Origin of the sequence: Streptomyces ardesiacus, from assembly GCF_003112575.1 — a bacterium.
GTDB classification, from domain to species: domain Bacteria; phylum Actinomycetota; class Actinomycetes; order Streptomycetales; family Streptomycetaceae; genus Streptomyces; species Streptomyces ardesiacus.
In genome coordinates this window covers 1,496,821-1,521,137 of the sequence record NZ_BEWC01000001.1, presented here as the reverse complement: position 1 = coordinate 1,521,137, position 24,317 = coordinate 1,496,821, and the positions used below count along the sequence as shown (strand labels likewise).

At 72.2% G+C, this 24,317-nt stretch carries 22 protein-coding genes and 1 pseudogene; 13 read left to right on the top strand and 10 right to left on the bottom strand.

Annotated features, from left to right (window positions below):
• Nucleotides 1-25: 25 nt before the first annotated feature.
• Nucleotides 26-187, bottom strand: a pseudogene (locus tag Sdi02f_RS36980) (IS110 family transposase); the annotation flags it as partial.
• 391 nt (nt 188-578) lie between these two features.
• On the opposite strand from Sdi02f_RS36980, the gene Sdi02f_RS06640 reads away from it, so the two are divergent.
• The gene (locus Sdi02f_RS06640; protein WP_159107633.1) at nt 579-1,232 is read left to right on the top strand and encodes a hypothetical protein; all 654 of its coding nucleotides are present in this window, start codon (nt 579-581) and stop codon (nt 1,230-1,232) included.
• Nucleotides 1,233-1,788: 556 nt separating this feature from the next.
• Nucleotides 1,789-1,941 (top strand): hypothetical protein, encoded by a 153-nt coding sequence (locus Sdi02f_RS06635; RefSeq protein ID WP_159107632.1) that lies wholly within the window; start codon nt 1,789-1,791, stop codon nt 1,939-1,941.
• Nucleotides 1,942-2,148: 207 nt separating this feature from the next.
• Here Sdi02f_RS06635 and Sdi02f_RS06630 read toward each other — a convergent pair whose 3' ends face one another.
• The 5 genes from Sdi02f_RS06630 to Sdi02f_RS06610 form a co-directional block, all read right to left on the bottom strand.
• On the bottom strand, nt 2,149-3,531 hold the full coding sequence (locus Sdi02f_RS06630; RefSeq protein ID WP_108932874.1) for an MFS transporter: 1,383 nt from the start codon (nt 3,529-3,531) through the stop codon (nt 2,149-2,151).
• A 48-nt stretch (nt 3,532-3,579) separates the two neighbouring features.
• The gene (locus tag Sdi02f_RS06625; protein WP_030401090.1) at nt 3,580-4,503 is read right to left on the bottom strand and encodes an amidohydrolase family protein; all 924 of its coding nucleotides are present in this window, start codon (nt 4,501-4,503) and stop codon (nt 3,580-3,582) included.
• A gap of 17 nt (nt 4,504-4,520) precedes the next feature.
• On the bottom strand, nt 4,521-5,204 hold the full coding sequence (ligK, locus tag Sdi02f_RS06620) for a 4-carboxy-4-hydroxy-2-oxoadipate aldolase/oxaloacetate decarboxylase (RefSeq protein ID WP_030401091.1): 684 nt from the start codon (nt 5,202-5,204) through the stop codon (nt 4,521-4,523).
• Between the two features lie 62 nt (nt 5,205-5,266).
• Nucleotides 5,267-6,292, bottom strand: a complete 1,026-nt coding sequence (locus Sdi02f_RS06615) for an amidohydrolase family protein (RefSeq protein ID WP_053664020.1) — start codon at nt 6,290-6,292, stop codon at nt 5,267-5,269.
• Nucleotides 6,289-7,476 carry a 4-oxalomesaconate tautomerase gene (locus tag Sdi02f_RS06610; RefSeq protein ID WP_108932873.1) on the bottom strand — a complete coding sequence of 396 codons (1,188 nt, stop codon included), beginning with the start codon at nt 7,474-7,476 and terminating at the stop codon, nt 6,289-6,291. Before Sdi02f_RS06610 ends, Sdi02f_RS06615 begins: the two co-directional genes overlap by 4 nt.
• A gap of 289 nt (nt 7,477-7,765) precedes the next feature.
• Between Sdi02f_RS06610 and Sdi02f_RS06605 the strand changes: the two genes are divergently transcribed.
• The gene (locus Sdi02f_RS06605; RefSeq protein ID WP_030401094.1) at nt 7,766-8,437 is read left to right on the top strand and encodes a GntR family transcriptional regulator; all 672 of its coding nucleotides are present in this window, start codon (nt 7,766-7,768) and stop codon (nt 8,435-8,437) included.
• 1,104 nt (nt 8,438-9,541) lie between these two features.
• On the opposite strand, the gene Sdi02f_RS06600 is transcribed toward Sdi02f_RS06605, so the two are convergent.
• The 3 genes from Sdi02f_RS06600 to Sdi02f_RS06590 form a co-directional block, all read right to left on the bottom strand.
• Entirely contained in the window at nt 9,542-11,206 is a 1,665-nt protein-coding gene (locus Sdi02f_RS06600; protein WP_245962144.1) for an ADP-ribosyltransferase domain-containing protein, read from the bottom strand.
• Nucleotides 11,207-11,330: 124 nt separating this feature from the next.
• Complete coding sequence (locus Sdi02f_RS06595; protein WP_108932871.1) at nt 11,331-11,999, bottom strand: macro domain-containing protein; 669 nt, start codon at nt 11,997-11,999, stop codon at nt 11,331-11,333.
• Nucleotides 12,000-12,949: 950 nt separating this feature from the next.
• The gene (locus tag Sdi02f_RS06590) at nt 12,950-13,429 is read right to left on the bottom strand and encodes a CGNR zinc finger domain-containing protein (RefSeq protein WP_030401097.1); all 480 of its coding nucleotides are present in this window, start codon (nt 13,427-13,429) and stop codon (nt 12,950-12,952) included.
• A gap of 105 nt (nt 13,430-13,534) precedes the next feature.
• On the opposite strand from Sdi02f_RS06590, the gene Sdi02f_RS06585 reads away from it, so the two are divergent.
• Both Sdi02f_RS06585 and Sdi02f_RS06580 read left to right on the top strand, forming a co-directional pair.
• On the top strand, nt 13,535-14,401 hold the full coding sequence (locus Sdi02f_RS06585; RefSeq protein ID WP_108932870.1) for an alpha/beta fold hydrolase: 867 nt from the start codon (nt 13,535-13,537) through the stop codon (nt 14,399-14,401).
• A gap of 169 nt (nt 14,402-14,570) precedes the next feature.
• Nucleotides 14,571-14,738 (top strand): hypothetical protein, encoded by a 168-nt coding sequence (locus tag Sdi02f_RS06580; RefSeq protein WP_199819603.1) that lies wholly within the window; start codon nt 14,571-14,573, stop codon nt 14,736-14,738.
• 534 nt (nt 14,739-15,272) lie between these two features.
• Here Sdi02f_RS06580 and Sdi02f_RS06570 read toward each other — a convergent pair.
• Nucleotides 15,273-16,364, bottom strand: a complete 1,092-nt coding sequence (locus tag Sdi02f_RS06570; protein WP_108932869.1) for an SIS domain-containing protein — start codon at nt 16,362-16,364, stop codon at nt 15,273-15,275.
• 98 nt (nt 16,365-16,462) lie between these two features.
• On the opposite strand from Sdi02f_RS06570, the gene yhfZ reads away from it, so the two are divergent.
• The 8 genes from yhfZ (at nt 16,463) to Sdi02f_RS06530 (ending at nt 24,259) form a co-directional block, all read left to right on the top strand.
• Nucleotides 16,463-17,401: a GntR family transcriptional regulator YhfZ gene (yhfZ, locus tag Sdi02f_RS06565; protein WP_108932868.1), complete on the top strand. Its 939-nt coding sequence runs from the start codon at nt 16,463-16,465 to the stop codon at nt 17,399-17,401.
• Between the two features lie 130 nt (nt 17,402-17,531).
• A complete protein-coding gene (locus Sdi02f_RS06560; RefSeq protein WP_031044276.1) occupies nt 17,532-17,906 on the top strand; it encodes a PRD domain-containing protein in 375 nt (124 codons plus the stop codon).
• A gap of 110 nt (nt 17,907-18,016) precedes the next feature.
• Nucleotides 18,017-18,376: a DUF2620 domain-containing protein gene (locus Sdi02f_RS06555; RefSeq protein ID WP_031085055.1), complete on the top strand. Its 360-nt coding sequence runs from the start codon at nt 18,017-18,019 to the stop codon at nt 18,374-18,376.
• 39 nt (nt 18,377-18,415) lie between these two features.
• Nucleotides 18,416-19,774 carry a YhfT family protein gene (locus Sdi02f_RS06550; RefSeq protein WP_030401103.1) on the top strand — a complete coding sequence of 453 codons (1,359 nt, stop codon included), beginning with the start codon at nt 18,416-18,418 and terminating at the stop codon, nt 19,772-19,774.
• A 22-nt stretch (nt 19,775-19,796) separates the two neighbouring features.
• Nucleotides 19,797-20,744, top strand: a complete 948-nt coding sequence (locus Sdi02f_RS06545) for a phosphotriesterase family protein (RefSeq protein ID WP_055468820.1) — start codon at nt 19,797-19,799, stop codon at nt 20,742-20,744.
• Entirely contained in the window at nt 20,737-21,861 is a 1,125-nt protein-coding gene (locus tag Sdi02f_RS06540; RefSeq protein WP_030401105.1) for an aminotransferase class V-fold PLP-dependent enzyme, read from the top strand. The genes Sdi02f_RS06545 and Sdi02f_RS06540 overlap by 8 nt, the downstream gene beginning before the upstream one ends.
• 2 nt (nt 21,862-21,863) lie before the next feature.
• Complete coding sequence (locus Sdi02f_RS06535; RefSeq protein ID WP_030401106.1) at nt 21,864-23,045, top strand: alanine racemase; 1,182 nt, start codon at nt 21,864-21,866, stop codon at nt 23,043-23,045.
• Nucleotides 23,042-24,259, top strand: coding sequence for a phosphopentomutase (locus Sdi02f_RS06530; RefSeq protein ID WP_031085050.1), 1,218 nt, complete (start codon nt 23,042-23,044; stop codon nt 24,257-24,259). The genes Sdi02f_RS06535 and Sdi02f_RS06530 overlap by 4 nt, the downstream gene beginning before the upstream one ends.
• Nucleotides 24,260-24,317 lie beyond the last annotated feature (58 nt).

Here is a 24,317-nt window from a genome sequence, read left to right as displayed (position 1 = left end):
GCAGCCTTGGCCGGAGTCGGGGTCAAAGTTGGGTGCGCGGGTTGTTCGCCAGGACCAAGGCGTCGACCGGGTCGGGCTTCTTGCGGCTGGCGCCGTGGCGGTCGCGGTAGTGGTGGTGGGCAGTGGCGAGGGGGGTAATCGCGAGGGCAAGGCGGCTGCCGGTGTGCAGGCTCGTCACCAGGAGGCCGCAGAGCTCGCAGGCTCGTGGATGGGCAAGAGGTCGGCCCTGGAGCGGGCCCGTAACGGACAGCGATGCCGCTAAGGCGGGAGCAGCCAGCCTCAAACTGGCCATAGCAACTCGCTCTCGGCATCCGTGCCACTCCTGCCCTTTCGGCTGCGCCCCTGGCCAGGCCCAGGACCTCGACGATCCGCCGGACCGCGGCCGGGCCGTCAGCCTGCCGCACCGCAGCGAGGATGTGCTGGCCCGGTCTGGGTTCAACCGTGCCGTTCATGGCGAAGAGTTGGACGTGCCGTTGATCGTGAGGCGCGGATCCGAAAGGATTGGGCACTGGTGACGCGCCGGGCGGGCGCTTACGGGGATGCAGGGGGGGGAAGCAGTGACAAGGGCTCGGGGCATCGTGTCGGTTGTGGTCGGCGGTGTCGTGCTGCTGGCGTCGGCGTGCAGCGGGGGCGGCGGTGACGACGGGGAAAGGGCCGCTCCGTCCCCGACGAACCTGGCCACCGCAGCCTCGGCCGACCCTCACCCCACCGCGACGACCTCCAACGAACTCGGGGGGTACTGCTACCCGCATGGCCCCGAGACGCTGCTCACGGGCCAGCCGGCCTACCGGGGCAAGGGGCCGCATCCCGTGCAGCTCGGCACCAGCGACCCGTCGGGTGTTCCGGCCACGCAGGCGCCGCTCCCGTCGCCGGGCGAGACGGCGTCGGCCCCGCCGGTCGACACGTACCACCCCGATCCAGCGACGGTCCAGCTCATCGCCTGCGTCGCCAACGAGCACAAGGGCAAACTGGTGGCGACCTGCCGTTTCATGCACCAGGCCGACCACTACGTCCGCTATGTCCGGCAGGGTCAGTACACCGTCACGCTGTACGAGGCCAGGACGGGCCGCAAGATCGGCAGTACGAAGGTGAAGGGTGACGACCGGTATACATGTCCAGCTCAGCAGTTCTTCCTTGACGGGGAGCCTCAGTCGAAGACCGAGTGGCTGTCCGCCGGTCTGCCGGCGTTCCGCAAGGCCCTGGCTCCCTGGGTGGACGCCACGAAGCCCTGACTGATCCTTTCGGGACGAGGTGGCGTGTGGGAACGCGTTGCCCCGTTGCTTCCTCCTCGCCCGCCGGGGCGTCGGCGGTGTCCAGGCCGGTTCAGGCCGGTTGTCGACGGATGAGTGCGCTGCCTGTGCTGGATGCGGTGCTGCCCCCCTGTCCGAGGGGTACGCGGACGGCCATGTCGCCGGCCTCGCCGGCTGTTCGCGGACTGCGGCTACGGCCGCGGCTACGACATGTACTGGCGTCTCCTGCGGGCCTGCGGCGTCACGTCAAGGACCGTGTGGAAGGGCACTGTTCATGGTTCCGGCCTGGAGGGAGAGACCCGCCGGGTGATCGAGTGGGCCTTCGCCTGGGCTCCATCCGTGCAGACGGATCTGGATCCGTTACGGGATACGCGCCGGCCTCCACGTCGGCCTGCTCCAGCTCGCCTGCGGCGTCATCTCTCTCCTCCCCCTCCCCCGGGTGTTCCCGCTTCGTCTCGGTCGGCTCCGCGACGGCTTCATGTGCGTGGCGCGGAACGCGGGGGTGTCCAGGTCGTCACGGGTCGTGGGGTCCGTCAGCGTGAGCGTTTTTGCCGCGGGCCGGCAGCAGGCCAAGGTGTTCCGGGCCGACCGCGTGTTCCTCGGAGGCGACCTCACGGCCGTGGTGGTCTGGTCCCGGGTGCGGGTGGTGTGGGCGACCCGCGCGGCCGGTTTGTCGCTGCCGGGGCCGTGACCGATGGTGCCGGCCCCCGGGGTTCGTCTCCGGCGGGTGTTCTCCGTTCCGGCACGTGCTGTGCGGGGTGGGCGGGGCCGCCCTTGCCGTACGGCTGTGTCGAATTCGCCTGCTGGGCGGCTCTGGCGGCCGGGGGCTTCCGCGCGCGATGGGCGGGTCGGAAATGTTTTCCGGCCCGCCCGTCGTGCGTGGGGTCGTCCTCGTCCTTTAGGGGGTGGCGGTGACGGAACGCGGCCGGGGCTGGGCGGCCGCCTCCTCTGCCAGGCGCCGCCGCCGGGTCGCCGGTCCGAAGATTGCCAGGACCAGTGCGCCGAGCGTCCAGGTGCCCGCGATGACCATGAAGACCGCCTGGTAGCCGACGCCGTTGTACACACCGGCGATCATCAGCGGGCCCGCCGCGTTCGACAACCGCCCCAGGCCGTAGGCGATGCTGGTGCCCAGCGAGCGGCCCTCGGTGCTGTACAGCTCGGGGGCGTAGGCGTACGCCAGGGCGGTGTAGCCCCGTTCGAAGAGGTTGACCAGGAAGCCGAAGACGACGATGAGCACCGGGGTGAACGTGAGCCCGTAGAGCAGTCCGGACGCGGCGATGACCAGTCCGAACACCACCAGGCACCACTTGCGCTCGAAGCGGTCGGTGACCAGCGCCGCGAGGAACGAGCCGAGCGGTGCGCCCACCGTCGTCAGCGCGATGTAGAAGATCGAGTTCTCCACGCTGACGCCCTCGGCGGCCAGCAGGGTCGGCGCCCAGCTGGAGTAGCCGAAGAAGCCGATGGTCTGGGTGATCCACAGGACCGACAGCAGGATCGTGGGGTAGAGGAACTTCTTGTCCTTCAGCATGCCCAGGCCCGGCTTGGCCGCGGGGCCCTTGGGTGTGGGCTGCTGCGGCTCGGGCAGCGGGCCGCGCTCGGTCACCGCGTGGGCCTCGATCCGGGCCAGTGTCGCTTCTGCCTCCTCGTGCCGGCCGCGGGCCTCCAGCCACAGCGGGGACTCCTCGAGCCGACGCACGAGGAAGAGGAACAGCGCGCCCAGCGAGCCCCACAGGTAGACCAGCCGCCAGGACCAGTCGGACATCGGCACCACGGCGGAGGCGATGAGGTTGGTGACGGGCGTGCCGCAGATGCCGATGACGATGGCGTACGCCTGGTATTTGCCGCGTTTGGCGCTGGGGAACAGCTCGCTGATGTAGACGACGGCGACGACGGTCATCGCGGACAGGCCTGCCGACGTCAGCACGCGGAACAGTCCGAGGGACCAGATGTTCCAGGCGAACACGCAGGCGAACGACCACACCGTGAACCAGAGGGTGGTCAGGGTCAGGGTGCGTTTGCGGCCCAGCCGGTCGGCCAGTCCGCCGGCCACGACGGCGCCGATGAACATGCCCACGAAGGACAGGGAGGTGACGTAGGCGACGTGGTCGACGTCGGCGCCCCACTGTTCGCGCACCACCGGTGCCGTGATGGCGAAGGTGTTGATGTCCGCGAACTCGAAGAAGTACGCGAAGGCCACCGCGAGGATGGTCCGCTGATGGAACTTCGTGATCGGCAGCCGGTCGAGCCGGTTCGCCGCGTTGGTGGTGCGGATGTGCTGCACTGCACGCTCCAGGGAAGGCAGGACCCGTCTCGCCGGGCCGGGGGGACGTCAGCGGGTCTCTTCGGGCCAGTACAGACGCAGGGGGTTGTCGACCAGCAGGGCCTGCTGCCGCTCGGCGGTGGTCGCGAGGTGCGGGATGTGGTCGACGAGCAGGCCGTCGTCGGGCATGTGGTCCTTCAGGTTCGGATGCGGCCAGTCGGTCCCCCACAGTGTCCGGTCGGTGAACTCCTCGACGACCTTTCGTGCGAACGGCACCACGTCCCGGTAGGCGTGCCGCTCCCCGTCGAGCGCGGGCGGTCCCGAGACGGTCAGCCGCTCGGGGCAGGACACCTTCACCCACACGTCGTTCGCCTCCACGAACCGCAGGAAGCGCGCGAATTCGGGTCCGCCCGCGCCGCGGGTGACGTCCGGGCGGCCCATGTGGTCGATGACCAGCGGTACCGGCAGGGAGGCGAAGAACGGTTCCAGGTCGGGCAGGTCCGCCGCCTCGAAGTAGAGGACGACGTGCCAGCCCAGCGGCGCGATCCGGCGGGCCACCGTCTCCAGGGCCTGGCGCGGGGCCGCGTCCACCAGGCGCCGGACGAAGTTGAAGCGCACTGCGCGTACCCCGGCCTCGTGCAGCCGCCGCAGTTCGGCGTCGGTGACGTCGGGGCGGACCGTCGCCACGCCCCGGGCGCGCGAGCCGGCCGCGCGCAGGGCGTCGACCAGGGCGCTGTTGTCCGCGCCGTGGCAGGTGGCCTGCACGATGACGTTGCGGCTGACGCCCAGGTGGTCGCGCAGGGCGAACAGGTCGTGCCGGGAGGCGTCGACGGGTGTGTACTTCCGCTCGGGGGCGAAGGGGAACTCGGCGGCGGGGCCGAAGACGTGGCAGTGGGCGTCGACCGTTCCCGGCGGCAGGACGAAAGTGGGTGTGGCCGGGCTGCGGTGCCAGTCGAGCCAGCCGGGGGTGATCGTGGGGTTCCGGTCGGTCATGGAGGTGCTCCTCGATCTCAGTCGACGTAGGTGAGGCCGAGTTCGGACAGGGGGCCGCGCATGGCGTACAGGTCGAGTCCCAGCTCGCCGGCGCGGAACCGCTCGCGCTTGCCCTCTTCGGCCGCCTCGCGACGCGCGGACGCCTCGGCGACCTCGGCGGCCCGGGCGGCCGGCACGATCACCACTCCGTCGGCGTCGGCGACGATCACGTCGCCTGGGTTGACCAGGGCGTTGGCGACGACGACGGGCACGTTGACCGAGCCGAGGGTGGCTTTGACGGTGCCCTTGGCGCTGACGGCCCGGGAGAAGACGGGGAAGTCCATCCTGCGCAGGTCGTCCACGTCGCGGCAGCCGCCGTCGATCACCAGGCCCCGGGCGCCCCGGGCTCGCAGCGAGGTGGCGAGCAGTTCACCGAAGAAGCCGTCCTCGCTCTGCGTGGTGCAGCCGGCGACCACCACGTCGCCGTCGCGGACCTGCTCGGCGGCGACGTGGAGCATCCAGTTGTCGCCGGGCTGGAGCAGCACGGTGACCGCGGTTCCGCACAGGGTCGCGCCCTCGTACACCGGCCGTATGTAGGGGCGCATCAGGCCGAGGCGGCCCATCGCCTCGTGCACGGTGGCGACCCCGAACCGTGACAGGGCCTCGACGGCGGCCGGGTCGGCACGGTCGATGGTCCGGTGGACGACTCCGAGGTGGTGCATGGTGCGGCTCCTTGCTTGGGGGCTTCCGGTCCTGCCGGGGGGGGGCGGAGGGGGCGGGTGGGTCAGCGGCCCTGGGCGGTCAGGCGGGCGTCGAGGCGGGGATAGATCCGGCGGGCGTTGCGCTCCTCCACCGCCGCGAGGTCTTCGGGGGCGAGGCCCGCCTTCTCGACGTAGCGGCGAGTGTCGTCGAAGTGGTGGCCGGTGCGCGGGTCGATGCCGCGCACGGCGCCCACCATCTCGGAGGCGAACAGGACGTTCTTCACGGGCATCACCTCCAGCAGCAGGTCGATGCCGGGCTGGTGGTACACGCAGGTGTCGAAGAAGACGTTGTGCAGCAGCGACTCCTCCGGCTCGGGGCGGCCGAGCGCCTGTGCCAGGCCCCGGAACCGGCCCCAGTGGTACGGGACCGCGCCGCCGCCGTGCGGGATCACCAGCCGCAGGTTCGGGAAGTCGGCGAACAGGTCGCCGGCCAGCAGCTGCATGAACGCTGTGGTGTCGGCGTTGAGGTAGTGGGCCCCGGTGGTGTGGAAGGCGGGGTTGCAGCTGGTGGAGACGTGCACCATGGCCGGCACGTCCAGCTCGACGAGTTTCTCCCACACGGGGTACCAGGAGCGGTCGGTCAGCGCGGGAGCGGTCCAGTGGCCTCCGCTCGGGTCCGGGTTGAGGTTGACGGTGACCGCGCCGAGCTCCAGCACCGCCCGTTCGATCTCCGGTATCACGGTGGCCGGGTCCGTGCCGGGGGACTGCGGCAGCATCGCACCGGGGACGAAGCGGTCCGGGTACAGCTCGGACACGCGGTGGCACAGGTCGTTGCAGATCCGTGCCCAGGCGGCGGAGGTGGTGAAGTCGCCGATGTGGTGGGCCATGAACGAGGCGCGGGGGGAGAAGACGGTCACGTCGATGCCGCGCTCGTCCATCAGGCGCAGCTGGTTGCTCTCGATCGACTCACGGATCTCGTCGTCGCCGATCACCGGCCCCGCCGGGTCCGGCGCCCGCAGCGGGTCGGTGAGCGCGGCCGTCTGCGCGTCGCGCCACTGCCCGAGGGGGGCGGGGGCCGTGGTGTAGTGACCGTGGATGTCGATGATCACGCGTGCTTCTCCTGACGGGTGGGAGTGGGGTCCCAGACGGATCGGGGGACGAGCAGGTCGCCGGCCATGAGCAGCCGGGCGGTGCGCAGCAGCGCCGAGCGTGTCACCCGCTGCGGGTCGGCGGGGTCGAGGCCCAGCGTGACGCTGAACTCGCCGGACGGGTGCTCGACGGAGACGGTGGGCTCCGCGCCGGGCACCCCGGCCGCCACGTCCCGGGCGACCGTGCCCTCGATGACGCAGGCGGTGGCGGCGGTGACGGCGGCCAGCACGCCGATGGACCGGTGGCAGACCCGGGGGATGAGGCTGCGGGTGCTGAGGGTGCCGCCGTCGCGGGGCGGGGCGACCAGGGTCATCTTCGGGTAGTTGCGCTCGCTGACGTCTCCGAGGCCCATGGCTTTCCCGCACACCAGGCGCAGCGCCTCCACGCGGGCCTTGAGCGCTTGGTCGGCGTCGATGCCGTCCGGGGACTCGTAGCCGGTGGCGCCCAGGCGGGCGGCCTCGACGATCACCAGGGGCTGGCCGTTGTCGATCAGGGTGACGTCCACGGGGCCCAGCCCGGGCGCCTCCACGGTGTCGCGGGCGCGTCCGGTGGGCAGCAGGGCGCCCGTGACGGAACCGGCGGTGTCCAGGAAGGCGATCTCGACCGGGGCGGCGGTACCGGGGACGCCGTCGATGCGGGCGGCGCCTTCGTAGGTGATGTGCGGGATTCCGGAGGGGTCGGCCGGTGTGGCGACGGTGATCTCGGCGACCATGCCGGTGTTGCGGGTCAGCACCCGTGCCGTCGTACGGTCCCCGGCGGGTACGACCATGCCGGTCTCCACGGCGAAGGGCAGCACGGCGGCGAGCATGTTGCCGCAGTTGGCCGACGTGTCGACGGTGTCACCGTCGGGCTGTACCTGTGCGAAGGTCCACTCCAGGTCGATCCCGGCCTGGGTGCTCGGGCGCACCATGCCGATCTTGCTGGTCAGGGGGTGTGCTCCGCCGATGCCGTCGATCTGCCGCGGATCGGGCGAGCCCAGCGCCGCCAGTAGGACGGCGTCGCGGCGGTCGGGGTCGGCGGGCAGCAGCCGCGCGTCGAAGAAGGGCCCGCGTGAGGTGCCGCCTCGCATGAACAGGCACGGGATCGCGGTCTGGGAGCCGCGGAGGGTGACCTCGGGGGCCCGGGCGGCTGCGACGGCGGGCATGGTCGCTCCTTCGGTGGATCGGTGTGGGTGAGCGGAGGGCGGGTGAGCGGCCGACAGGTGGGCGAGCGGCCGGCGGGCGCGCGGGTGGGTGAGCGGCGGGCGGGTGGATGAACGGCTGGGGGCCGGTGTGCACCGAAGCTAAATCATCAACAAGATTGTTGACAAGATGTTCGACGAAAATGCTCACCTGACGGGATCCCGGGTGCTGCCGCCCCCGTGCCACGCACTAGGGTTCTTCCAGCGAGAGCCGCCGGGAACGGACGACGGAAGACGAGGAAGAGGTCGACGAGTGACGGACAAGCTTACGGGCGCCGCCGGCCGCGCGTATGTGGCGAACGCCATCAGGCAGGCTCTGCGCTCCGGGGACCTGGTGCCCGGACAGCGGCTCGTCGAACTCGACCTCGCGGAGTCTCACGGCACCACACGCGGCGCCGTCCGCGAGGCGCTGCAGGACCTCGCGGCCGAGGACATCGTCGAGATCGTCCCCCGCCGCGGCGCCCGGATCCGCGCGGTGTCCGTCGAGGAGGCCGTGCAGATCACCGAGTGCCGGTCGGCGCTCGAGCAGCTGTGCGCGCGCAAGGCGGCCACCCGGGCGAACGAGGAGCAGCGCGCCGAGCTGCTGCGGATCGGCGCCGGCATGCGTCAGGCCGTCGCGGACGGCGCCTGGGACACGTACTCCGCCCTCAACCAGCGCCTCCACGAACTGGTCGTCGAGGCCAGCGGACAGGAAGTCGCCCGCCGCCAGCTCGAGCGGTTGAACGGGCCGATGGTCCGCTTCCAGTTCCGGCTGGCCCTGCGGCCCGGACGTCCCGCCCAGTCCCTGCCGCAGCACCTGGCGATCATCGACGCGGTCGCCGGCGGCGACCCCGACGCGGCGGCGCGGGCAGCCGCGGCGCACCTGGACGACGTGATCGAACAACTCCGGTCGCCGGCCACCCGCACCCCGGTACCCGGCCGCTGACGGGCCCCGCCGCCTGCCCGCGCACGACCGCTTCCCCTCACGGCCCCGGAGGCCGTCGCCCCGGTGCCCGGGCGGACGGAGCACTTCGCCGAGGAAGCGTCTCGCCGCGCCCCGGCCGTGCTCGCGGAACACGAGCAGGACGACGCCTAGACGCCCCACACCGCGCCCGGCGTGGCTCAGTGCACGAGGCGGGGCAGCGGGTGTTCACCGCTTCGGGAGGCGGCCGCGGCGTTTCGGAGGTGAGGGGTCACCGTCTGCGGCAGCACTAGTCGCCGCTGCCCAGTGGCGGTACGCGGCTGTCGCGGCGGCGGACGCGGCCGCCGTGCCGATCACCGAGACCCACGAGCCGCGTCGGGGGCGACGGGCTCGTATGAGGCCTGGCGCTGAGTGGTCTGCCCGACTCGATCAATGTCCCTGCCCGGTCACGAGGATGTCCCGGCCCGCGAGGAACGGCACCCTCTTTTCGGTCTCTACGTCCTGCTGCACGGGCGTTGACCGGCTGGAGTAGGACCGGCGGCGGCAGGGTCGGACGCGGCCCGCGGCAGCAGGGCACGGACCTGGTGGATCGTCCGCCGGGCACGCGGCCACGGCCTGACGGCGGACAAGCCCGGCACCGAGGGCACCCCTGTCCCGCTGAACGTCACGCTGGAACCGCTCCGGTCCACCTCTGTCGAACTCCCCCACAAGCCGGACGCCCGCACCGACCAGACCCTGACCACCGACCACCTGGCCCCCAACCGCGGCAACCTCGCCGCCGGCCAGATCGGGCACTGCGCCCCACGCACCAGCCCGGGCGACGGACGTGTCGCGTCACGGCCTCACTCCCCCACCGGCCGTGCAGGCCGTGCAGGGCGGGAGGGCGCGTCCTTCTCACGTGCCGACGGCAGGCAGCGGCACCCCGGTACGGTACTGAGGCGAGGGCGCCGCTGCCGCGGTCCGTCGACGGCGGCCCGGGCGTGCCGCGGGGCCCCGGTGAGCAGGGTCGTGTCCGGCTCCGGGCGCGGTGTCGCGATCGCCGTCTCGTTCACGGCCGTCGGGTGGGGAGGCCCCGCTGGGGCCCGCACCGCGTGCCGTGCGTGCCCGAGCCCCAGCGGGGCCTCCAGGTCATGACACCAGGCCGGCTCCTTCCAGCTCGGTCAGCCGTACGGTGCACAGACCCCCGCGTTCGGCCTTCACGTCCGTCACCTTCAGCTGCGTGCCCGGCGCGAGGATGTACTCCTCCTCACCCGTGAACGCGGAGAACTGCCGGATCCCCACCGCCCGCGCGGGCGTCACCTCGAACAGCGTCCGCCGGCCGCGTCTGCCGAGGAACGCGCGGGCCACACCCGGCTCGGACGTGCACGACGACACGCCCCACCACGTCACCGTCCTCCCCAGCGGGTACTGGGACCGCAGGTCCAGCGCCACACCACGCCACAACGGCCGCGTCCGCGCCGGCAACGCCTCCATCGCCGAGAACAGCAACCGCAGGTACGGGAGGTACGGCACCACGCGCTCACGGTCCGACGAGCGCAGCACGGCGTTGATCTCGCGGTAGAAGCCCGACTCGCACGTGTACAGGTAGAGGGCCGAGATCGCGTCCGCCGACAGGCTGGCTGCGGCCTGCCCGGACAGCGGGCCCCCGGACGCCGCCTCCGCGGCCTTCGTCTCCCCGAAACGCCTCGACAGGTCGATGTGCCGGTCCAGGTGTGCGAGCACCCGCGAGACCGGCTCGAGGGCCTTTCGGAAGTCCACCAGCGGCGTGTCGAACACCCCGGTGACGGGCGGCAGAACGAGCCCCTCGTCCCTGACGCCGGCGAGCCGCTCCAGATACAGCTGGTGCAACTCCATCGTGGACGCGATGAACGCGCCCATCCGCTGCGCGACACCACCGTCCCCGGGCCCGCCGGCCCCGTGCGTCCCCTGGTCCCAGCCCTTCCGCGGCAGCCAGTCGACCGGCTCGGCCCCCACGGCCGCCAGGGCGTCGTTCACCTGGGCGAAATGGTCGCCCTCGCAGAACAGGTCCCCCTGTGCGGCCGGATTGACGTGGTCCAGGTGACGCACCTGCACCCCCGGGTACTTCTGCGCCAGCCGCTGAACAACCCTCTTCAGGCTGCGGGCGTGCGCGCCCCACCAGGCGAACACCACCCCCCGGTCGTCCTCCTCCGCCGCACCCTGCTTCGCCCGCAGGATCTCCTCGACGATCTGCTCGACCACCGGGCGCCAGAACGACGTGTGCCGGTCGGTCGCCATCGCCCCGTCCGCGCTCGCCGTGAGGGACGCGTTCAGCAGCAGCACACCCTGGGTGAGCATCGCCTGAAACCACTCGGGCGGCTGAACCGTGTCCTCCTTCTTCAGCAGGGCGCGGACGTCCGCGATCGGAGTCTTCCTGACGATGCCGTACTTCCACATCGCGGCCGCCTTGATGAGGCAGCGGATGCTGACGACCCTGCCGAACCGGCTGTCCTTCCAGTCGTTGAAGGTGTTGTCGAACATCGCGATGCCGGTCGCGCTCTCCGCCCGCGGATAGGGGTTCTGTCCGAAGACGACCACCTTCCACTTCTCCGGCGGATGCGGCTTCAACGCCTGGAACGTCAGCTCGCGTACCGGAACGATCTCCGGGCTTCGCTTCGGGCCGATGAAGTCGGCGGCTCCCGGCTGCGCCTCGATCACCGGTCTGAGCAGCGGCAGCCACGGCTCGCCGCCACCGGCGAACAGGCCGGCCAGTCCCAGCGGGTCTTGGGCCGGGGAACCGGCATCGCCCGCGACCGTCACATCGGCATTACTCACGAGGATGGAACTCCCGGTACTCGCACCGGAGGCCTCCACGGGCGCCCCGGCATGCTGAACAGATGCGGCAGGGCCGGCACCGGTGCCCGCGCCCTGGACGGCCGGGGCCTGCGGGCCCTTCGGGTCAAGGACGATAGGAAGGCCGCTGCGGCACGTTGATCCGGACCCGCCGCGCGGACCCCGCTCCCTCGATGTCGTCGAGCTGCGCCAGGACAGCGGCCCGCAACTCGTCGTAGTCCGCGAAACCGTGGTCGTGGAAGAGGGTGTAGCCCGTCCACATCAGGTTGGCGCACACCTTCGCGGGCACCTGCCCGGTCTGCGCGCCCATCCCGACGAGGGCAACCGACCGGATGCTGCCCGGCTTCGCCCGGTTCTGCAGATGCACCGCCTGGAAGGCGGCCGCGCAGGCCAGGGCCACGTTCACCGTGTCGCTGACATCCTGTGACGACTGGCGCATGGTCGGCGTCGAGATCAGGTACCGGGGCACCTCCGCCCCGGAAGGCACGCACACCGCGCTGCCCACCGGCAGCCGCCCGCCGAACCGGTCACGGATCGCCCGCTGCACCCGCACCTGGATACCCGCACCGAGGTACCGCTTGACGACGGCGTCGACCCCGCCGTCCATCCGGCCACGCTCGTTGGTGGGCGAGACCCAGGCGTCGGCGTCCACCTCCAGAAGAGACCCCCGCCTGATCCCGACCTCCGGCGTGTCCGCGAAAGCGGACCGCCAGGCCGTCACCACCTCGTCGTTGACGTCGACCAGGACCACACTCAACGCATGCCTGACACCCACGAATTCACCCCTCCCGCCCCGCGATCTCGAACAGTCCCCAAGCTACCGCGCACCACTGACAGCGCCGTCCGACAAGCCTGCTCGGACAAGGGCAGGGAGGAGTCGGCCCCGGCGACGGACGGGCCCGCACCGCACGCACCGCACCGCACCGGATGCCGTCCGCGACCCCGTGGGGCCGCAACCCGGCCATGCACGACGTCCACCCCCAGCAGAGCGACGACCGCGTCGAAGCAGTCGAACATGCAAAACCGGCCCCCGGCCCGCAGCCCGGACACCGGCACGTCCGTCGCTGCTCCCCCCGCGCGCCGCGGCGTCCTGGCACGCGGTGAGGACCAGGCCGGCGCTGTCGCCCGCCCATGCCGCATAGGCACTGAACCGCATCTTCGGGTGCCCGGTCAGACAGCCCGGGAGAAACTCGACGTCTCCCCCGCCGGGGACGGACTGTGCCGGTAGCTGACGTACGGACCGTCCCGGGCGAGCAGGACCCGCCAGGGGCTCAGCCACGGGTCTCGGCCACGTCGTCGGACACCGCGAAGGACTGATCCCCGTAGTACTTGTCACCAGGCTGCACCCGCGCGCCTTCGGTCTTCGCAGGCCCGGCCCACAGGCTCGCCGCCACCATGAACTCTGCGACAGGGGATCCGCTCGCCCTCGCCACACGCAGGGAAGCGCCCGGCCGCCCGCGGCGAAATCCTCACAGAACCGTCCCCCGACGCCAGAGCCCGGGTGGCGAACCGGTCTCACGGTGCTCGGTGAGACGGCGGTGACGCGGCTGCCACCGACGCGACGGCGACGGCTCGTCCTGCCGCTGCTGGCCCCTCGGTCCCGCCGGTCCCGCCGGTCTCGCCGGTCCCGTCCTTCCCGACACATCCGATGCCCGTGGCGGTGTCGCCGCCGGCCCTCTCCTGGACGGGCCTCGGCAGGTGATCGCCCGGCCCGCCGGGCTCGGGTCAGCGGGTGCGTTCGTAGTGGCGGCGTGCCTTTTCGCGGTTGCCGCAGACGGCCATTGAGCACCAGCGGGCGCGGTTGGCGCGGCTGCGGTCCAGCAGGAACATCTGGCATTCGCCGTTGGCGCAGGGGCGCAGTCGGCCGGGCAGCCGCTTCTCGGTGGCCGCCCAGGCGAGCACCGTCTCGACGGCCAGCCGGGCGTGCGGAGGAGTCTCAAGCGTCCATTCCAGACCGTCCGACGTGATCTCCGGTGTCTGACGGACGCCGTCGAGCAACGGCTTCAGCACGTCGGGCGCGCGTTCCCCGCGTACGACGTCCCGCAGGGCGTCCCGGGCCGCGCGCAGCAGCGCCAGTTCGGCGAGGCTGCCGTCGCCGCCGTGCTCCCGCGCCCAGCGGGTGCCGGTGGCAGGGTCGCCGAGCGCGTCCTGCTCCCTTCCGTCGACCAGCGGCCTGCTGTTGAGCAGGTCCAGCAGGGCGTCCATCGCACACCACCCACTCTCTAACCAGATTCCGTCGCTTGACAGGTTAGTCCGCCCCGTGCTTGCCTGGCGACACCTAACCACATCAAGCACCCAAAGGGGTTAGACATGAGTTCGGTGCACCACCGGACCGCCACCGTCGGCGGCCACAGGGTCTTCTACCGCGAGGCCGGCCCCGCCGACGCCCCCGTGATCATCCTGCTGCACGGTTACCCGACCAGTTCGTTCATGTTCCGCGACCTCATCCCGCTGCTGGCCGACAGGTACCACGTCATCGCGCCGGACCACCTCGGCTTCGGCCACTCCGAGGCCCCCCTCACCGACGAGTTCACCTACACGTTCGACGCCCTCGCCGACGTCACCTCCGGGCTGCTCGACCATCTGGGCCTCGACCGCTACGCCCTGTACGTCCAGGACTACGGTGCCCCGATCGGATGGCGCCTCGCACTCCGGCACCCCGAGCGGATCGCCGCCGTCGTCACCCAGAACGGCAACGGCTACGAGGAGGGCTTCGTCGAGTCGTTCTGGAAGGACGTGTGGGCCTACGGGGCCGACCCCGGCCCCGCCACCGAGCCCGCCGTCCGTGCCGCACTCGGCATCGACGCCATCCGCTGGCAGTACCTGCACGGGGTGTCCGACCCGAGCCTGGTCAGCCCGGACACTTGGGAGCACGACTTCGCCCTCGTCTCCCGCGAGGGAAACGACGAGGTCCAGCTCGCACTGTTCCGCGACTACCGGAACAACCGCCCGCTCTACCCGCTGCTGCACGAGTTCCTGCGCAGCAGTGAGGTGCCGGTACTCGCGGTGTGGGGACGCAACGACGAGATCTTCGGCCCGGCCGGCGCAGAGGCCTTCGCCCGTGACGCCAAGGATGCGGAGGTGCACCTGATCGACGGCGGCCACTTCCTGCTGGAGAGCCGGCTCGACGTCGTCGCGGGGTACCTGCGCGGCTTCCTCGGGCGGGTGCTGGGCTGAAGTCTGCCGGTGGATTCGAGTGCAGCCATTACCGAGGGGGGACGACACACGTCAACGACGGGGCAGCACACCCCGGAGGGGCCGAGGCCGGGGCCGGCTCCGGGGAGTCCTTCGGCTGAATGCGGAAGCGGGCCGGCTCGGGCCCGGCCCGGTAGGCCACCGGCCGGCTGTGCACACGGCCGGCGGCTCCGAGACGCAGTTCGGCACCGGCCACCCCGGTCTCTTCGCACTCACCGGGCTGCTGCCGGACCCGATGCCGCCGGTGCCCGGCTCGCGCGTGGTGGCGGTCAGCAGCAGGGCCACCGCGTCCGGGTCTCCGAAGACCTCACCGGCGTGAACTTTCCCGTCATTCGGCCCAGCGGAAGCGAGAGTGGTTCGGCACAGGGCGTGCACAGGTGCGAGTCCTTGCCCTCGTCGGCGCACAACTTGCCTCCCGCTTCATTCCGGCAACCTCGCGACGCCGACGTGGAAGGCGCTGCGCTCCGGCAGCCGGACTCGTCGGTGACCTCGACGACCCGGTCGGAGCCGTTCCGTCCGTGCGCCCGGTACAGGGTGATCCCGGCCGAGCCGAGCCAGGACACCTGCCCGCCGTCCTTCCAGTCCGAGGCGGAGACGTCACGACGGCGGAGCACGGCCGCGACGGCGCGGTCGCCGGAGACCGCCTCCCGCACTCCCGGCAGTTGCCTGGCGGCGCGCAGCGCCGCCGTGTGCGCAGCAGCGCCTTGGTCGGCATACACGCCCGCTAGGAACACTCGCCGCCCACCGGTCGGCGGCACGGGCGGGAGAGACCGGCACGGGGCGGGCCTTCGGCGGTGGGGCAGGCCGGCCCCGGGGCGTGGCTGCCTGGTCCCGCGCCCGTGCCGGAGCCCGGTCAGTGGGTCTCGGTCACCTTCGCCAGGGCGCGGGGGGCGTCGGGATCCTGGCCGCGGGCGACGGTGACCTCGTGGGCCAGCAGTTGCAGCGGAAGGATCTCCAGGATCGGCTGGACCTCCTCCGCCACCCCGCCCGGCAGGACGAAGCCGGCCGGTGCCGCTTCCACCTGGTCCCGCTGTCCGATCACCGCCAGGTCCGCCCCCTGCCCCCGGAGCCGCTCCAGCACCGGCCGCAGGGCGTCGCCGCCGCGCCCGTCGGGCACGACCGCGATCACCGGCGAGGCGCTGTCCACCATCGCCAGCGGCCCGTGCAGCAGGTCCGCCCCGGAGAACGCGAGAGCCGGGATGTACGTGGTCTCCATCAGCTTCAGCGCCGCCTCCCGGGCCGTCGGGTATCCGTAGCCGCGCGACGTGAGCACCAGCCGCTGTGCGAACCGGTACCGCTCCGCCAGCGCCCGGACCTCCTCACGGCGGGCAAGGAGGGAGGATGCCAGCTCCGGCACCACCCTCGCGGCCCCGCCGTCGGAACCGCGCAGCCCTTCCACCAACAGGTACAGCGACAGCAGTTCGGCCGTGTAGGTCTTGGTGGCAGGCAGTGCCTTCTCCGGACCTGCCAGGACGTCGATGTGGTACTCCGAGACCGCTGCCAGCGGTGAGCCGGCGTTGTTCGTCACCGCCAGTGTGATCGCGCCCGCTTCCCGTGCCGACCGGGTCGAGGCCACCAGGTCGGGGGACCCGCCGGACTGGCTCACCGCTATCACCAGGCAGTCGCGCAGGTCCGGCTCGGCACCGTACACCGTCGTCGTCGACATCGAGGTCAGCCCGGCCGGTCTGCCGAGCACCACCTCGACGAGGTACTTGGCGTACAGCGCGGCGTTGTCGCTGGTGCCGCGCGCGGTGAGCAGGACGAACCGCGGACCGCGGGCCGCGATCGCCCTCGCGACCCCGAGGATGTGCGGCGCCCCCTCGTCGAGCACGCGCTGCAGTACGGCCGGCTGCTCGGCGATCTCGCGCGCCATGATCTGGCCGGGGCGAGCGGAACCGGCGTCGGCCGAAGGGGTGGCCGGCGGGGTGGCCGAAGGGATGGACATGGGGGAAACCTCCAGGTGGATGGTCTGCAGGAGGGTGGATCGCGGGTGTGACCGGCGAGACCCTGGCCAAAAAGCAGAATACTGTTTATTGTCGCGGTGTGGACAGCATCGATGAGCCCCTTCTGAGCCGGAACGGCCTGGCGGCACGGCAACTCGCGGTGTCGCTCCTCGACCACGAGGAAGAGACCCGACTGCCGCGCCTGCGCGACTTCGCGGAGGAGCTGGGTGTGGGCAACGGCACCGTCCAGGCCGCCTTCCAGCTCCTGGAGGAGGCAGGCGCGATCAAGACGGTCGCCCGCGGGCACCTGGGCACTTTCCTGGTCCGCGCGGACCGGTCCGTCCTGTGGCGCCTGTCCGGTCTCGGAACCCTGCTGGCCGCGATGCCACTGCCGTACTCACGCCGCTACGAAGGGCTCGCCACCGGCCTGCGCAGTGCGTTCGAACAGGCCCGGGCGCCGTTCGCGGTCACGTTCATGCGCGGCGCCCACACCCGTGTCGCCGCCCTGCTGGAAGGCAAGGTGGACCTGGTCGTGCTCTCGCGCTTCGCCGCCGACCGGCTGATGGCGCAGCACCCGCTGTCCCTGGTCGCCGACCTGGGTCCGGCCACCTACGTCGGTGCGCACGGCCTCCTGGTGCGCCAGGGCGTCGACGTGGAATCCGCCGGCCTGCGAATCGCCCTCGACCGCAGCTCCGAGGACCTAGAGCTGCTCACCCAGCGCACCTTCGCGGGCCGCACGGACGTGCGATGGGTGGAGGCCTCGTACATGCAACTGTGGGACCTGTTCGCCCGCGGCAAGGTGGACGCCAGTCTGGCGAACCTCGACGAGGCGCGGCGGCACAAGGGAGAAGGGGTCGACGTGCTGCCGCTCGGCGACGAGGTGAGCCGTGAGCTGGCCCTGCGCAACTCCTGTGCGGCGATCGTCGGCCGGGCCGACACCCCGAGCGCCCTGCGCGCGGTACGCCGATCCCTGGACCTGACGTTGGTGACCGCGTTGCAGGACGAAGTGGTGCGGGGCGAACGCCTCCCCTCCTACTGACCGGGCGTCAGCCGGCCCTCCTCGCGAGGAGCTGACGCACCGTCGGAGAATCCAGAATCCCGAATACTGCTGAGTCAAACGAGCGGCGGGTGCCGCCGGACGGGCAGTGGACCAGGAAGGACCCACGCAGATGGAAGAGCGGCTCGCACTGAGGCTGCAGATGTTCCGCGAGGGCGGCCAGGCCGAGCCGCGGGTGACCGACTTCGTCGCCGGCGAACTCGATGCCCTGGCGGCCGCCGGAAACGTCGTCACCGAGGAAACCGCCGGCATGCTCACCAGCCATCTGGTCATGGCGCTCACCCGGCTGCTCAGCGGCGAGGCCATCGAACAGTTCCTCACCGACGAGCAGGTGGTGGCCGAACTGGCCCAGCACCCCGAGGCCGTCGCCTCGGCCCGTGCCGTGGCCGCACGGGCCGAGGCGGCGCTGGGGGCGGCCCTGCCCGAGTCGGAGATCAACTTCCTGGGCATGCACCTCGCCGCCCTGGCCCAGCACTCACGCACCTGACCCCGCTCCGGCCCCGCGGCCCCAGACGGCCCACGACCCGGCAAGCCCGGGTCACCGCGTACAGCCCGTACAGCCCGTACAGGTCCTACGAGAAGAATCGAGGAAAGACCATGACGAAGATCCTCACCGGCGGTGTCGGCAAGACCGAGGTCGCCCAGACCGTCACCGCGATGGCCCTCGACGGCATCGAGGCCGTCGTCTCCAACGACATGGACGCGGCGATGAAGCTGCGTGCGGGCCAGGCCCAGTACTACCTGGGCACCTGCCACACCGGCGCGGGCGCCTCCCTCGGTGTCCTGGTCGGCCTGATGGGCAAGAAGGCCTGCCACACCTTCGGGCGCTCCGTGCCCACCGAGGACGAGGTCACCGCGCTGCTGGACGACGGCATCAAGGTCTTCGGTTTCAGCATGGACCAGATCGACAGTGTCGCCCCGGTGATCACGCGTGCCATCGCCGCGAAGAACAACTGACCGTTCCCGACCCGCAGGGGCAGGGAAAAGGAGCCACCCTTGACCACGTTTCTCGCCGCCGGCAGCACCGATCTCAGCTTCTCGCTGCCCCAGGCAGCCGTCGTCATCGCCCTGTGCGCCCTGACGGCCCTCATATCGCACCAGGCCCTGGCGGTCTTCAACGACGGTGTCCGGCCCTTCATGCTCGACTTCATCCGGGGCGAGAGCACACGCAGCGCCACCACCGCGGTGTCGTTCGGCCTGTCCGCCGGATTCATCTTCGGCCTCGGGGCCCCGATGGCCCTGTCCACCGGCGTACTGAACCCGTGGCTGGTGTTCCTTCCCACCGACATCCTCGGCATCCTCTCGCCGAAGCGGTGGCTGGCGCCGATCCTCGGAGCGGCCTGGGGCGCCGTCGTGGTCTTCGGCCTCGGCGGCGCCAACAGCGCGGCACACCGCCTGCCGGTCGACTTCCTGACGGCCCTGCAGGAGATGTCCACTCCGATCCTGTTCCTGTTCACGCTCTTCCCGGTGCTCGCCATCACCAAGCAGTTCGGCAGGCTGCGCGGCGGCATCGCGGGCGTGGTCGAACTGGCGCTGGTCGTCGCCACGATGAAGCTGTGGCCGAACGTGTTCGCGGGCTCGATCGCGATGGCCGCGGGCGTGCTGATGCTCATCGGCTTCGCCGCCTCCCGTGACATCCGCCAACGCCGCGCCGAGCGGGCCGCCGCCACCGACGGCGCCACGGGCCAGGACACCGCGGGCACCGAGGACGACGACCCGATGGCGTCGCTGTTCGGCGCGAGCGCGGCCCGGCTGCGCAAGCACCTGCCGCTGTTCATGCTGCTGGGAGCGGGCGTGTGTCTGCTGGCCCAGCTCCACATCTTCGGCGGCGGCGAGGCCACCAGCTTCCTGATCGCCAAGGGCGACTACAGCGGGGCGGCCCAGGTCGACTTCTACCGCGTCTTCGGATTCATCCCGCTGATCGCGACGACCGCGCTGGCCTCCGGCGCGTACGGCATCGCCGGTTTCACCCTGGTCTACCCGATCGGCTACCTGCTGCCCAACCCGTGGCTGGCGCTGGTCTGCGGTGCCCTCGTCTTCGCCGCCGAGGTGCTGCTGCTGTCCCGCCTGGGCAAGCTGCTGAGCGTGTTCCCCTCGGTCCGCGACAGCTCGGAGCACCTGCGCAACGCGATCACCGAGACCCTCGCGCTGGCGATCCTCTTCGGCTCGCTGATGGCCGCCAACACCATGGGCGGCGGGCTCGGCATCCTCGTCGTCGGCGGGCTGTACCTGCTGAACGAGGCCATGGGCCGGCCCGTGGTCCGCATGGCCGCCGCTCCCGCCGCGGTCATCGTCGGCGGCGTCGTCCTCAACCTCCTGTACTGGCTGGACCTGTTCACGCCCGTCAAGGGCTGAGCGGGAACCGGAAGGCACCCTCATGCACCACATCCGGACCGTCACCGGTCCACTGGACCCCTCCACCGTCACCGGCCCCGTCCTCGCCCACGAGCACCTCGCCCTCGACCTGCGCCGCGACAGCGACGACGAGGCCGTGCTCGACGCGCGGCACGCCGACCCGGTCATCCGTGAACTGGCCGGCCTGAGCGAAGCGTTCGGGCTCTCCCTGGTCGTCGAGCAGACCTGTCGCGGCATGGGCCGTGACGTGGCGTCGCTGGCCCGTCTCAGTGCGGCCTCCGGCGTCGCCGTGATCGCCGCCACCGGGTGGTACTACGAGCCCTTCCACCCGCAGGAGGTGGGCGCGACGGACGTCGGCCTGCTCACCGACACCCTCGTGCGCGACGTCCACGAGGGCATCGACGGCACCGGCATCGCCCCGGGTGTCATCGCCGAGGTCGGCAGCCACGGGGAACGGCCCAGCGAGCCCGAGCGGCGCACGCTCACCGCCGCGGCCCGCGCCGCCGTCCGTACCGGGCTGCCGGTCGCCACCCACGCCCACCTGGGCGTGGGCGGCCCGGCCCAACTCGCCCTCCTCACCGCCGAGGGCCTGCCCCCGCACCGGGTGGCCCTCGGCCACCAGGACCTCCTCGACGACCCGGCCGTACACCGCCGGCTGGCGGCCGAGGGCGCCTACGTCTCCTTCGACACCGTCGGCAAGAACGGCTACCAGAGCGACGAGACGCGGCTGCGGCTGGTGCTGGAACTGATCGAGTCCGGACACGCCGACCGCGCGCTCCTCTCCTGCGACATCTCCCGCCACGGCTACCTGACCGACGAGGGCGGCACCGGCTACGGCCACCTGTTCCGCTCCTTCCTCCCCGCACTGCGGAAGGCGGGCGTCGACGCGGACACGCTCGACCTCATCACCCGCCGCAACCCGCTGCGCTTCCTGGCCGGCGCCGACCCGCGGGAGAGCTCCGATGACTAGTCCCGCACCCCGCCTGCCGCAGACCTTCCCGCTGCCGACGGTGCCCCTGGACGACGCCGTCGCCACGCAGTTCCGGCTGCTGGAGTGCACCGCCCGCCACTTCGAGGGCGAACAGCTCTTCGCGGCCGACGCCGGAGTCGTGCCCGGGCTGGGCCGTCCCCGCACGACCGCACGCGTGGAGGCCGTACTCGCCGACTTCTTCGGCGCCGACGCCGCCGCCCTCGTCCAGGGCGCGGGCACGGGAGCCATCCGGGCGGCGCTCGGCGCCGTGCTCGACGCGGACGCCGAACTGCTGATCCACCGCGCGCCGGTCTACCGCACCACCGCCGCCACGCTGCGCGCGCTCGGTGTCCGCACCGCCGAGGTCGACTTCAACGACCCCCGCGCCCTGGACGAGGCCCTGGCGTCCGGACGGTTCGCCTGGGCGTACGTCCAGCACACCCGGCAGCGGCTGGCCGACCGCTACGACCCGGGCGAGGTCCTGGCCGCCTGCCGCGCCCACGGGGTACGCACCGTCGTCGACGACAACTACGCGGTGATGCGTGTCCCCGCCTGCGGCGTGGAACTGGGCGCGGACGCCTCCTGCTTCTCGCTGTTCAAGCTGCACGGCCCGGAGGGCGTCGGCGTCGTGGTCGGCTCGCGGGACCTGGTGGAACGCGTCCACGCCGACAACTACTCCGGCGGCGGCCAGGTCCAGGGCCACCAGGCGCTGGACGCGTTGCGCGCCCTCACCCACGTACCGGTGATGTGGGCCGTCCAGTCCCGGGCGGGCGCCGAGGCGGCCGAACGGCTCGCCGCCGGGGAGGTCGACGGTGTCGCCGAGGTCCGCGTCGCCAACGCCCAGGACCGCTGCCTGCTGGTTCGTCTGGAGCGGCCCGTGGCCCGGGAACTGCCCGCCGTCGCCGCCCGGTACGGCGCCGCGCCCTACCCGGTGGGGTCCAACTCCCGCTACGAGGTGGCGCCGCTCTTCTACCGGATGTCCGGATCGAACCTCGACGACGCTCCCGAACTCGCCGACTGGACGGTCCGCATCAACCCCATGCGCGCCGGCGCGGACCTGGTGCTGGACATCCTGCGCCGTTCCCTCGCCGACCTGTACCACCGCAAGGACGACTGACCGTGTTCCTGGACACCGTGCTGACCCGCAATCCGGAACTGGTGGAGAGTGCCGCCGAACTGCACACCAGTGGCGCGATCCCGCCCGACACGTACGTGATCGACCTCGACGCCGTCGAGGCCAACGCGCGGCTGCTGGCCGCCGAGGCCGAACGCCTGGGAATGACGCTGTGGTTCGTCGCCAAGCAGTTCGGCCGCAACCCCGAGCTGATTCGGGCGATCGCCCAACACATCCCGAGGTTCGCCGCCATCGACCTGCCCGAGGCCCGCATCCTGCACGCCTCCGGGGCCCGGGCCGGCAACCTCGGCCACCTGGTGCAGATTCCCACCCGGTCGCTGCCCGAGGTGCTCGCCTGGCGCCCCGAGGCCGTCACCGTCTACGACGCGGCCAACGCGGAGGCCGTGGGCCGGGAAGCCGAACGCCTGGGCACGGTCCAGGACGTCCTGGTCCGGCTCCAGGGCGCCCCCGGAACCGTCTACCCCGGCCAGGAGGGCGGCGTACCCCTCGACCGGCTGGACGACTTCGCCGAGCGCGTGGAGCGGCTGCCCGGCGTACGGATCGCGGGTGTCACCGCCTTCCCGTGCGTGCTGTGCGACCCGGTCACCGGAGAGCCGGAGCCCACCGCCAACCTGCCGCTGGCAGTGGCCGCCCGGGACCGGCTCGCCGCCCGTGGGCACGAGGGCCTGAAGCTGAGTGCGCCCAGCGCCAGCTCGGTGACCACGCTCGCGCTGCTGGCCCGCCACGGCGCCACCCACGCGGAGCCCGGACACGCGCTGACCGGCACCACCCCGCTGCACGCCGTCGACGCGCACCAGCCCGAGCGCCCCGCCTACGTCTACGTCACCGAGGTCGCGCACACCCTCGCCGACGGCCGCCCCGCCGTCCTCGGCGGCGGTTTCTACCCCCGCGCCCGGATCAAGCAGGCGCTGCTGCCCCGCTCCGGAGCGCGGCTGGCCGTGCAGGACGCGCCCGCCGAGAACATCGACTACTACCGGCTGCTGGACGTGCCGGCGACGCCCGACGCCGCCCGGATCGGCGACACGGCCGTCCTCGCCTTCCGCACCCAGATCTTCGTGACCCGCAGCAACGTCGCCGTCGTCGCCGGACTCTCCCGCGGCACGCCGAGGCTGTGCGGCCTCTACGACGCACTGGGCCGGGCCCTGGACCAGGAGACCCCCTCATGAGCAAGACCGTCATCGTCGTCCTCGACGGATTCGGCGTCGGTGCCATGCCCGACGCGGGAACCCTGCGGCCCGGGGACGCCGCCGCCGACACCCTCGGCCACCTCCTCGACCACTGGCGCACCGCCCACGGCCGGGACCTGAAGCTGCCCGCCCTGGCCGGCCTCGGTCTGGGCCTGGTCCACCCGCACCCCGCTCTGGCCGCCCGCACCGGCCTCCCGGTGGCGGTGGGCCGGGCCGCCCTCGGTTACCCGGGCGCGGACACCTACGCCGGCCACCAGACGATGATGGGGGCCGACTTCAGCGCGGTGACCGTGGCCCTCCTGGCCGACCACCTGGACCCCGTGGCCGGTGCGCTGCGGGCCGCCGGGCACGCCGTGGAGCCGCTCAAGGACCTGCCGGTGCTGGTCGTGGACGGGGCTGCGCTGGTGCACGACAACCTGGAGGCCGACCCCGGCATCAACTGGAACGTCTCCGGCCGCCTGGAGGACCTGTCGTTCGGGCAGATCCTCTCCATCGCCGAAACGGTGCGCTCGGTGGCGCCCGTCGCCCGCGTCATCGCGGTCGGCGGCCACGCGGACGGCCCGCTGTCCGCGTTCGTCCGCCGCGGCGACGGCGGCACCGTCGGTCTGGACACACCCGCCAGCGGCGTCTACCGCAACGGCGGTCTCGAGGTGCAGCACCTGGGCGCTCCGCTGGACCACACCCGCCAGCTCCCCGACCTCGCGGCCCGTGCCGGAATCCCGGTCACCCTCGTCGGCAAGGCGGCCGACATCCTCGCCTGCGACGCCGCGGTGCGCCGGCCGGCCGTGCCGACCGCCGACGTCCTCGCCCACACCCTGGAAGCCGCCCGCGCCGGCGGCGACGCCCTGGTCGTCGCCAACGTGCAGGAGACCGACCTCGCCGGGCACCAGCAGGACGCCGACCGCTACGGCACGGTACTCGAACGCGCCGACCAGGGGCTGGGCGACCTGATCGCCCTGCTGGACTCCCCCGGCGACCGCCTGATCGTCACCGGCGACCACGGCAACGACCCCACCCTCGGCCACGCCTTCCACACCCGCGAGTACGTGCCCGTCCTGGTGCACCGGCCGGGCACGGCCACCGCGCACCTGCCCGACGCCGCCAGCTTGGCCGACCTCGGCGCGACGGCGGCCGAGAGCCTCGGCCTCGCGCCCGCCGGACTGGCCAACGGCACGGCTCTGTCCGTGTCCTGACGCCCCATCACTACTACACGCGGCCCGCCGGTCCGACCGGCGGCCGCTCCCGACGAAA

Coding starts and splice junctions, on each gene's coding strand:
- Sdi02f_RS06560 (WP_031044276.1), top strand. CDS start 17,532: ATGGAAGAGCGGCTCGCACTGAGGCTGCAGATGTTCCGCGAGGGCGGC.
- Sdi02f_RS06540 (WP_030401105.1), top strand. CDS start 20,737: ATGACTAGTCCCGCACCCCGCCTGCCGCAGACCTTCCCGCTGCCGACG.
- Sdi02f_RS06555 (WP_031085055.1), top strand. CDS start 18,017: ATGACGAAGATCCTCACCGGCGGTGTCGGCAAGACCGAGGTCGCCCAG.
- Sdi02f_RS06610 (WP_108932873.1), bottom strand. CDS start 7,476: ATGCCCGCCGTCGCAGCCGCCCGGGCCCCCGAGGTCACCCTCCGCGGC.
- Sdi02f_RS06570 (WP_108932869.1), bottom strand. CDS start 16,364: ATGTCCATCCCTTCGGCCACCCCGCCGGCCACCCCTTCGGCCGACGCC.
- Sdi02f_RS06625 (WP_030401090.1), bottom strand. CDS start 4,503: ATGACCGACCGGAACCCCACGATCACCCCCGGCTGGCTCGACTGGCAC.
- Sdi02f_RS06545 (WP_055468820.1), top strand. CDS start 19,797: ATGCACCACATCCGGACCGTCACCGGTCCACTGGACCCCTCCACCGTC.
- Sdi02f_RS06585 (WP_108932870.1), top strand. CDS start 13,535: ATGAGTTCGGTGCACCACCGGACCGCCACCGTCGGCGGCCACAGGGTC.
- ligK (WP_030401091.1), bottom strand. CDS start 5,204: ATGCACCACCTCGGAGTCGTCCACCGGACCATCGACCGTGCCGACCCG.
- Sdi02f_RS06590 (WP_030401097.1), bottom strand. CDS start 13,429: ATGGACGCCCTGCTGGACCTGCTCAACAGCAGGCCGCTGGTCGACGGA.
- Sdi02f_RS06530 (WP_031085050.1), top strand. CDS start 23,042: ATGAGCAAGACCGTCATCGTCGTCCTCGACGGATTCGGCGTCGGTGCC.